We start from the raw sequence: 9,411 nt of genomic DNA on the forward strand, positions 1-9,411 counted from the left end.
GGGCCGGGCGGGTTTGTCTCGACCTCAAAGAACCGCTTTCTCGGGTTGCTTTTGGCGAGCCAGACGTCCGTGTCTGGTACTCGGCGGGATCGTTTCAAAGGGCTCGATCGCTGCGTCGAGGGGAAAAGACGAGGAAAGAAATCCCTTGCAAGGGGCGCCTCGTGCAGAAAAAGGAGAGAGAAAATGAAACTGAACGTTGTGGCCGTCGTTCTTCCGCTTTCTATTGCCTTAGGTGTGATGTCCGCCAGAGCGGACGATCAAGAGCTTGTTCTTGGCCAGGCTGTGGCGCTAACCGGTACACTCGCGTCATTCGATGTGCCGGTTTATGAAGGGGAGCGCATTGCGATCGATGAGATCAATGCAGCCGGCGGTATCGGCGGCAAAGTCAAAATTCGGGAAATAGTCAAGGATACGCGATCGGAAGCAGCGCCGACGGCTGTAATGGCTCAGGAACTGGTTGATGAAAAAGTAAATATTCTGATCGCGCCCTGCGATGCAGATCCGTCGTTCGCAGCGGCGCCAATTGCGACGGCGGCACAGATTCCGATGTTTTCAAGCTGCGGGTCGTCACCGGGTTTGAGCCTGATTGGTGGGGATTTCGTCTTCATCAACTACCCGGCCGACAACGTCCAGGCAGCGGTGGCCGCCCAATATGCATATCAACAAGGCTACCGGGCGGCATACGTGCTCTATTCGCCAGATACGCAGTATACCACCATGCCGCTTTATTTCGCCGAGGCCTTCAAGTCGCTCGGCGGTTCGGTCGTGGCCGAGAGCACATATCAGTTGGGGCAGCAGGATTTTTCGGCCGAGGTCACCAAGATCAAGTCGCTGAACCCAGCGCCTGATGTAATCTACACATCTGCATATGAGCCGGACTTTCCATCCTTCTTGCGGCAGCTGAGAGGGACGGGGATTAATACCCCCGTCATAGGATCCGACGGCATTGACACGCCGACGACGTTTTCGCTGGGAGCTGTAGGCGAGGGGCTTGTTTTCACCACGGCGGGGCACCCGGTTCCTGGCTCCGAGATGGAAAAGTTCATGGCCAAGTATCAGACAAGGTATGGACACCCATCGCAGACAATCTACAACGCCGTGGGATATGATCTGATCAAGGTGATCGAGGCTGCGGTGATAGCAAATGGCCTGAAGACCGACGGCGTTGGTCTGCGAGACGCTATTGCCAATTTGGAGAATGTGCAGGGAGCAACGGCGAAAATCACGTATAAGGGGGCACATGGTGTTCCGATCCGTCCCGGATTCCTTATCCGTGTCAAGGACGGAAAGCGTGAGTTTCTGGGCTCGGTACTCCCAGATCCTTCTCTAATCCCGAAGCCGCGTCTCCAATAGCCACAAACGGCTGAAGCCAGCGAAGCGGCCCTTTCGTTGTCACGACTATGGCATTGGTCCGGACCCCGAATGACAGCTCGCCTTTCTCGAACACGTCGTGTCTTGGAGTCCCGTGTGCAGAGAAGTCGCCGCCTGTCATTCACCTTTGGATCCCAGACCAGAAGCCAATGCCCTTGGATCCATTGCTCGATAACACCAAGAATAGGCGCTCAGCATCCCGCCCCTTGGGGCGGCAGGTTCTAGCGCATTAGTTCAAAGCCCGAAGAGCCAGCGACAGATCGAAGTTCAATCCAATCGCTTGACTATTCGGAGTCGGCTAGGAGGAGAAAATCATGGCCCGCGATCCCAAGTATGACATCTTGTTTGAGCCGATAAAAATCGGTCCCAAGGTCCTGAAGAACCGATTTTATCAGGTACCCCACTGCAACGGCGCCGGGTCTGACAGGCCGGGCAGCCAGGCCGAGCACCGCGCCGTCAAGGCAGAGGGAGGCTGGGCCGCCGTGTGCACCGAAGCCTGTGCGGTGAACCCCGAGGGTGATTTCGAGCCACACACTCTTGCATCCCTTTACGATGATGATGATGTGATCAACCTTCGCCATATGACCGACGAAGTACATCGGCATGACGCGCTCGCAGGCGTGGAGTTATGGCACAGTGGCGGGATCTCGCCGTGCTACGAGTCGCGCGCCGTGCCTAAGGGCGTGGGCCAACTTATGACGGTCTATACCCCGCATTGCGCGGGGCACGAAATGGACCTGAACGATATTCAATCCTGTCATCGAGATTTCGAGAATGGCGCCAAGCGTGCCGTGGACGCAGGCTTCGACATCGTTTATTCATACGGCTCGCACTCGGTCCTACCGTTCCAGTTCCTCTCCAAGTGGTACAACAAACGCACCGACAAGTATGGCGGCTCGTTTGAAAATCGCGCTCGCTTCTGGCGAGAGCAGTCGGAGCGTATCAAGAAAGCTGTCGGCGACCATTGCGCGCTCGCCATTCGGATTTCCGTTGACCAGCTTATGGGCCCGGACGGTCTGGAGGTTCTGGACGACGGTCTGCGGTTCATCGAACTGCTCGATCGCGACGGCCATGTTGACCTGTGGGACGTGAACATCAACGACCAGTTCGAATGGGGCGAAGACGCAGGGCCTTCACGGTTCTTCAAGGCCAACCATCAGGCTCCTTTCGTCAAGCATGTGAAATCCGTCACCAAGGCTCCAGTGCTGAATGTCGGGCGCTTCACCAGTCCGGACGATATGGTGAATGTCATCAACAGCGGCCAGGCTGATATCATCGGCGCAGCGCGGCCGTCGATCGCTGACCCGTTCCTGCCCAAGAAGATCGATGAGGGCCGTCTCGAAGACATCCGTGAATGCATCGGCTGCAACATGTGCATCTCGCGTTGGGAACGGGGCGTCCGAATGGTTTGCACGCAAAACGCCACCGCAATGGAGGAATATCGCCGGGATTGGCATCCGGAGAAGTTCAAGAAAGCCGACCAACCGGAAAGCATACTTGTGGTAGGCGCAGGCCCAGCGGGCCTCGAATGTGCTCGCGTTCTAGGCGAGCAGGGCCACGAGGTGCATCTCGTCGATGCGGAGAAAGAAATCGGCGGACATATGCGATATGTAAGCCAGTTCCCGGGGCTCGGCGAATGGTGGAGGCTGATCACCTACCGCCAGGCGCAGATAGCCAAGCTCAAGAATATTGAATTGCATCTCGGGCAGCGGCTGACCGCTGAAGGCGTGTTGACCTATGGTGCCGACAAGGTTGTTCTGGCCACTGGCGCGCGCTGGCTGGACAACGGGTTCAGCCAAGTTACCATGGGAGCCATTCCAGGTATCGACTGTTCTACGCCCTATTTCGCGACACCCGAACAGGTCATGGCGGGCAAAGCAATCGGACAGCGTGTACTGGTATTGGACGCGGACGGCTACTACACGGCCTATTCGATTGCCGACAAACTGGCGGACGAGGGCAAGCAGGTTACCGCGGTCAGCGTGTTCGGCCAGATCGGCTCTTGGACCAACTACACGCTCGAAACACCATTCATGCAGCGGACCATGCGAAAGAAGGGCATCAAGCAGATTGGCGGGACATGGATACAGGACGTCGAGGTAAGCAACTGCGTCCAGGTCAGGCTGTTCGATCTTTATCGCGACGACCCTAGCCGGACGACGGTTCCGGTAGCCGGGGAATATCCCCGAAAGATGAGCAATGAGGCGACCCTCATGGAATTCGACACTGTGGTCCTTGTAACGGGGCGCGTTTCCAACGATGGCCTCTACAAGGAACTTGCAGCGCAGAAGGATCGCTGGAAGGAAGAGGACATCAAGGGCATCTACCAAGCAGGCGATTGCTACGCGCCGCGCTTTCTTGCCGATACGATTTTCGCCGGCCATCGGATCGCACGCGAAATCACATCCGCCGATCCCCAGACGCCGCTTCCCTATAAGCGCGAACGGATGGTCTGGGGACGGGAGCGGACTTAAAAAAATCGGCGCGAAATTGGCGCGTGCGCCTCGATTGAACCAGCAATAAACCAGGAGACCCTGATGACTGAGAAGTACAGCTGTGACGTGCTCGTCGTCGGCGCCGGAATCGCCGGTGCTGGGGCGGCCTATTATCTCTCCGGCCAGAAACTGAACGTGATCCAGGTCGAAACCGATCACCCGGCTTCCGGTCCGACTGGGTCGTCTTCCGCAGTGTGCCACTACTTCTATCTAGACCGCCCGTTATCTTTGCTCGCCAAACGCGGCATCGAGATCCTGAAGGATCTGCCGGGCGCCTTCGATCAGTCCGGTGTTCTCTGGGCATGCGGCCAGAAGAACGAGGCTGTCAATCGAGCCACAGTGGAACGGATACGCGACGTCGAAGGTAGCCGAATTGAAGGACTGACCGGAGCGCAGGCTTCTGAGCTCCTACCGCACATCAACATGGATGGGATAACTTTTGCCGCATGGGAAGACGAATCCGGGCATTGCGATCCCTACGGCGCGACCAACGAGTTGGTGCGCCGCGCCCGTGAAAGCGGCGTGAAGTTCCTAGGCGGACGCTCCGTCACCGAAATTCATGTAGCCAATGGCCAAACGACGGGCGTGACCCTCAGTGATGGATCGACCATCACGACGGAGCGCGTAATTCTTGCCACCGGCGTATGGTCCAAAGCACTCCTGTCCAAGCTCGGCGTAAACCTGCCGGTCTACATTGAGCGTCACTTCATGGCGGTGATGAGCGCCCCAGGGATTGCTCGCAAGCTGCTCCCGCATTGTTGGGTCGACGACACTTACAACTGCTACGCCCGTCCTGAAGGCGAAAATACGATCCTGATTGGAGCGTGGGGCGGCGGCGGCACTTCCGTCGAGAACGAAGCTCTGGCATCAGACCATCATAAGATGAACTATCGCGTCGATGTAGCTGGCCAGTTCGACCGCACTATCACGCAGGAGGAGTCCATCTGGATCATCAATCATCTCATGCCTCGCTCCCCGGAGATCGCCGAATTGGGTATCCGGCCCGGCTATGCGTGCCAGTATGACATGAGCGCGGACCACGTTCCGGTGGTTGATGAGATACCCGGCGCGAAGGGTCTCTTCGTGATCGCTGGTTCGAGCGGACACGGCTTCAAGATCGGCCCTGCCATGGGTGAATCCGTCGCGAAGTGGGCACTTGGCGAACGTCAGGAACTGATGGAGGCCTTCTCAATGGCGCGGTTTGCCTAGAACTGAAACCCGTGGTCACACCCCCGTTCCCAAATCCACGTTCAGGGTTTGCGCCAACGCGGGATGTGGCGCTTGCTCCAAGACTCATCCAACGAGAGCGCACACATGAAGATCCTTGTGCCCGTGAAGCGGGTTGTGGATGCGAACGTCAAGGTTCGTGTGAAGGCTGACGGTTCGGCGGTGGAGCTCGCCAACGTCAAGATGGCGATGAACCCGTTCGACGAGATCGCGGTGGAAGAGGCGATCCGGCTGAAGGAAGCTGGCAAGGCCGAAGAGATCATCGTCGTTTCGATCGGCCCGCAGCAGGCGCAGGAAACCTTGCGCACCGCACTCGCCATGGGCGCCGACCGCGCCATCCTGGTCAAGACCGACGAACAGACCGAGCCGCTCGGCGTCGCCAAGGTGCTGAAGGGCGTCGTCGACGCAGAGCGGCCCGGCCTCGTCATCCTCGGCAAACAGGCGATCGACGACGATTCCAACCAGACCGGTCAGATGCTGGCCGCTTTGCTCGGCTGGGCACAGGGCACTTTCGCCTCCAAGGTGGTGCTCGACGGCGACAAGGCCAAGGTAACGCGCGAAGTCGATGGCGGCCTGCAGACGGTGGAACTGAAGATGCCGGCGATCGTCACCGCCGACCTTCGCCTCAACCAGCCACGCTACGCCTCGCTGCCCAACATCATGAAGGCCAAGAAGAAGCCGCTCGACGAAAAGAGCCCGGCCGATTACGGCGCCGACGTCAAGCCGCGCCTCAAGGTGATCAAGACCGAGGAGCCGAGCGGCCGCAAGGCGGGTGTCAAGGTCAAGAGCGTCGCCGAACTGGTCGACAAGCTCAAGAACGAAGCCGGCGTTTTGTAAGCGATCGGGAAAGGAACAGAAAAATGACCATTCTCCTCATCGCCGAACACGACAACGCAACCCTTTCCGACCAGACCGCCAAGGCGCTGTCGGCGGCCCTGCAGATCGGTTCGGACGTGCATGTGCTGGTTGCCGGCAAAGGAGCCAAGCCGGCCGCCGACGCCGCCGCCAAGCTCAAGGGCGTCAGCAAGGTGCTGCTCGCCGACGCCGACGAACTGGCCGAGCGCCTTGCCGAACCGACGGCAGCACTCGTCGTCTCGCTCGCCGGTGCCTACGACACCATCGTCGCGCCGGCGACCTCGTCGGGCAAGAATGTCGCGCCGCGCGTCGCCGCCCTGCTCGATGTCGCGCAGGTGTCCGAGATCATCGAAGTGGTGTCGCCCGACACATTCAAGCGGCCGATCTATGCCGGCAACGCCATCCAGACCGTGCAGTCGAGCGACGCCAAGAAGGTGATCACCGTGCGCACCGCTTCATTTCCAGTCGCCTCCCAAGGCAATGCGGCTGCCGTCGAGGTTATCTCGGCGGCAGCCGACCCCGGTGTATCGTCCTTCATCGAGAACAAGCTGTCCGAGACCGATCGTCCGGAGCTGACCTCGGCCAGGATCATCATCTCGGGCGGCCGCGCGCTCGGCTCCTCGGAGAAGTTCCAGGAGGTCATCCTGCCGGTGGCCGACAAGCTGGGCGCCGCCGTCGGCGCAAGCCGTGCCGCGGTCGATGCCGGTTATGCGCCGAACGACTGGCAGGTCGGCCAGACTGGCAAGGTCGTGGCTCCCGACCTCTACATCGCTGTCGGCATTTCCGGCGCCATCCAGCACCTTGCCGGCATGAAGGATTCGAAGGTCATCGTCGCCATCAACAAGGACGAGGAAGCGCCGATTTTCCAGGTTGCCGATTACGGTCTGGTTGGCGATCTGTTCCAAATTCTTCCAGAGCTCCAGAACCAACTTTGATGGGGGCTTGCATAGCGGGCGCATTGCCGTGGGCATCTTTGCGCCGCGCAGTTCGACCGTTACGGCTGGCCGCCTCGAAGAGAACGCTGCCGCCAAGCGGGTTGAGCTTGCAACGCTGCGAGATCTGCAAGCAAGGGGGCGGGGAGAAAGCGGCCAGCCGGGAACAGGGATGATTATGGCTGAAGCCCTGAATGCAGACCCATCCGTGTCGGGCGCCCATTTCAATGGCGGCCCACCGGACGAAGAAGCCTCGTATGAGTGCACGCTTAAGCTCGGCATCCTTGTTCTGCCAGGCTTCTCGCAGCTTAGTCTCTCTTCGTTTGTAGAACCTTTTTATCAAGCCAATTGCAGCGTCGGCGAAAGGCTGTTTGATTGGCGAGTTATCGGGATGAGTAGCCCCGTTGTGAGCTCAAGCGGCATCGCAATCGCACCCGACATCGACATCAATTCCTACAAAAATGGCGATGACGATTCACTCATGGTGATAATAGGTGGAGAGCGCATCGAAGAGCAAAAATCACCTCTGATCTCCGCTCTTTTGCGAATGAAAAGTCGTCGCAAACTGCCAATTTGTGCGCTCGGAACCGCAGCTTGGTTGTTGGCTGACGCAGGGATCTTGCATAGCGCCATGCGCTGTACGATTCACTGGTCAAAACTAGCAGCATTTGCCGAAAAATTCCCAGAGTTGGTCACCGAAGATTGCCTCTTTGTCCAGGATGGCTCCGTTACGACTTGCGCCGGGGAGTTCGCAGCGTTCGACCTCGCAGCGGAAATGATTCACCTTAGGCGCGGAGAGAATTTTGCGCGCCAAATTTGTGCTCAGTTGAGCGCGGACAGATTTCGTACTGGCAGCCATTGTCAATCGGTGCCGCTCGGACTTCGCGCCACCGGAGCCGTCGAAAAGCTCATTCGCGTCATCAAGCTGATGGAGAAGCATGTAGAGGATCCGTTGCCCCTCAAGAAAATCGCACAGATAGTGTCCTTATCGCGTCGGCAAATTGAACGTCTCTTCATAAAACATATGAAGACCACGCCAATGAGTTATTACGCTCAGGTGCGGTTAAAAAAGGCACGACAACTTCTTGAGACGACAGATATGTCGGTCATTGAAGTGGCCGTGGCCTGCGGATATGTTTCCTCTTCTCATTTTTCGAAAGCCTTCAAAGATCATTTCGGGATGCTGCCAAGTCATATTCGTCCATGGGTAAGTGCCGTTGTGAATTGTTCAAACGCAGCGTAGCCTCGGAGCTTGAGCCGGGCGACACTCGATTGGTGCCCTGGTCGGCGTCGAAGCCCCTTTACATCCTTCCGTCCTGCCGAGTCTCGTGCATGCTGCCGCGCCGTGCGGCCGACATTAGCCATCGCGTAAATGCATTTACCTGCGGGTTAACGTCGCCGGCCGCGCTCACCACAAAATAGCTGTTATGCGTCTTCAGGGCCATGTCACTGAGCGGGATCAGAATTCCACCCTCGAGCTCCGTCTCAATTAGATATTTCGGTAGAAGGGCGGCGCCGAGAGAGGCCGCCGCAGCCGAGATGATCATGGAAAACTGATCGAAATGTCGGCCGCTCAGCAGCCGCCTGTCGCTGATCCCAATCATGGCAAACCAGTCAATCCAAGCGCTTTCGCGAGTGATGAGATGCAGAAGAGGAGCCTCCGCGAGACGACCCGGCTCGGTTGCCATGTGCATGTCGCGAAATCTGGGGGATGCAACCGGCAGCATTTCCTCATCGAACAGCTTGGTCATACGTGCGTCTGGCCAGTCGGCCTTTCCGAAATGGATCGCGATATCGAAGCGCTCTCGGGTGAGATCGAAAGGTAGGGTGCGCGTCTCCAGCCTAATTTCGATGTTGGGATGATCGTTCAGAAACGTTGCCAGTCTCGGGATCAGCCAACGACTGGCAAATGTTGGCAGGATGCCGATGCGCAACGTCGAAATTCGCTCGCCGACGGCAATCGCCCGCACCACCGATTGCCTGAGATTCTCGAGATCGATCGCCAGATCCGCGGCAAACCGTCTGCCACTCTCGGTCAATACCACGCGTCGTCCAACCCGCCTGAACAATGTCGCGCCCATCATGTCTTCAAGTTCTTTGACTTGTCGGCTGACCGCGCTTTGCGTCAGATGAAGTTCTTCTGCCGCCTGGGTAAAGCTTTCGTGCCGCGCGGCGCACTCGAAGCTGCGCAACAGGGCGTAGGACGGCAGACTATGGTGACCCACCGAGTGCACAGGCTTAACACCTTCTATGAACGGAACTCATGTTTCGTATCTATTATGTTCGCCCGGTTCATTTCAACAGGCATCTCCTGCGGGCGTTCCGTTGTGACGAGATGTTGCCTTTGGCCATTGAAATAGCTTCCGATGGTCCCTACGCCGCAGCGCACTCATCCGGCGCCTGTACTTCTATCGTTGGAATCGCGTCGACAGGATGACCGACGACTGCGTTTTCTCGACGCCATCGACGTCGCCAATCACGTCGATTGTCCGATCAAGCTCGCTGATCGATGGCGCGGCAACGTCGGCAAT

Annotated in this window: 8 protein-coding genes; 6 read left to right on the top strand and 2 right to left on the bottom strand. The window is 58.1% G+C overall.

Translation table 11 applies throughout. From position 1 onward, the window contains the following. The first annotated feature begins 183 nt into the window (after positions 1 to 183). The 6 genes from D3227_RS39060 (at position 184) to D3227_RS39085 (ending at position 8,123) form a co-directional block, all read left to right on the top strand. A complete protein-coding gene (locus D3227_RS39060) occupies positions 184 to 1,353 on the top strand; it encodes an ABC transporter substrate-binding protein (RefSeq protein WP_120019320.1) in 1,170 nt (389 codons plus the stop codon). Positions 1,354 to 1,685: 332 nt separating this feature from the next. After that, a complete protein-coding gene (locus D3227_RS39065) occupies positions 1,686 to 3,845 on the top strand; it encodes an oxidoreductase (RefSeq protein ID WP_120019314.1) in 2,160 nt (719 codons plus the stop codon). A 63-nt stretch (positions 3,846 to 3,908) separates the two neighbouring features. Then, positions 3,909 to 5,075 (top strand): NAD(P)/FAD-dependent oxidoreductase, encoded by a 1,167-nt coding sequence (locus D3227_RS39070; RefSeq protein ID WP_120019315.1) that lies wholly within the window; start codon positions 3,909 to 3,911, stop codon positions 5,073 to 5,075. 105 nt (positions 5,076 to 5,180) lie between these two features. Further along, positions 5,181 to 5,930, top strand: coding sequence for an electron transfer flavoprotein subunit beta/FixA family protein (locus D3227_RS39075; protein ID WP_120019316.1), 750 nt, complete (start codon positions 5,181 to 5,183; stop codon positions 5,928 to 5,930). 23 nt (positions 5,931 to 5,953) lie between these two features. Beyond that, on the top strand, positions 5,954 to 6,883 hold the full coding sequence (locus D3227_RS39080) for an electron transfer flavoprotein subunit alpha/FixB family protein (RefSeq protein ID WP_120019317.1): 930 nt from the start codon (positions 5,954 to 5,956) through the stop codon (positions 6,881 to 6,883). A gap of 28 nt (positions 6,884 to 6,911) precedes the next feature. Continuing rightward, a complete protein-coding gene (locus D3227_RS39085; protein WP_120019318.1) occupies positions 6,912 to 8,123 on the top strand; it encodes a GlxA family transcriptional regulator in 1,212 nt (403 codons plus the stop codon). A 58-nt stretch (positions 8,124 to 8,181) separates the two neighbouring features. Here D3227_RS39085 and D3227_RS39090 read toward each other — a convergent pair whose 3' ends face one another. Continuing rightward, positions 8,182 to 9,114: a LysR substrate-binding domain-containing protein gene (locus D3227_RS39090; protein ID WP_245452140.1), complete on the bottom strand. Its 933-nt coding sequence runs from the start codon at positions 9,112 to 9,114 to the stop codon at positions 8,182 to 8,184. A gap of 174 nt (positions 9,115 to 9,288) precedes the next feature. Next, a partial coding sequence (locus tag D3227_RS43555) for an Lrp/AsnC ligand binding domain-containing protein (RefSeq protein ID WP_245452141.1) occupies positions 9,289 to 9,411 on the bottom strand: 123 nt, incomplete at its 5' end.

Origin of the sequence: Mesorhizobium waimense (genome assembly GCF_003601975.1) — a bacterium.
GTDB classification, from domain to species: Bacteria; Pseudomonadota; Alphaproteobacteria; order Rhizobiales; family Rhizobiaceae; genus Mesorhizobium; species Mesorhizobium waimense.

Coding starts and splice junctions, on each gene's coding strand:
- D3227_RS39070 (WP_120019315.1), top strand. CDS start 3,909: ATGACTGAGAAGTACAGCTGTGACGTGCTCGTCGTCGGCGCCGGAATC.
- D3227_RS39065 (WP_120019314.1), top strand. CDS start 1,686: ATGGCCCGCGATCCCAAGTATGACATCTTGTTTGAGCCGATAAAAATC.
- D3227_RS39075 (WP_120019316.1), top strand. CDS start 5,181: ATGAAGATCCTTGTGCCCGTGAAGCGGGTTGTGGATGCGAACGTCAAG.
- D3227_RS39060 (WP_120019320.1), top strand. CDS start 184: ATGAAACTGAACGTTGTGGCCGTCGTTCTTCCGCTTTCTATTGCCTTA.
- D3227_RS39080 (WP_120019317.1), top strand. CDS start 5,954: ATGACCATTCTCCTCATCGCCGAACACGACAACGCAACCCTTTCCGAC.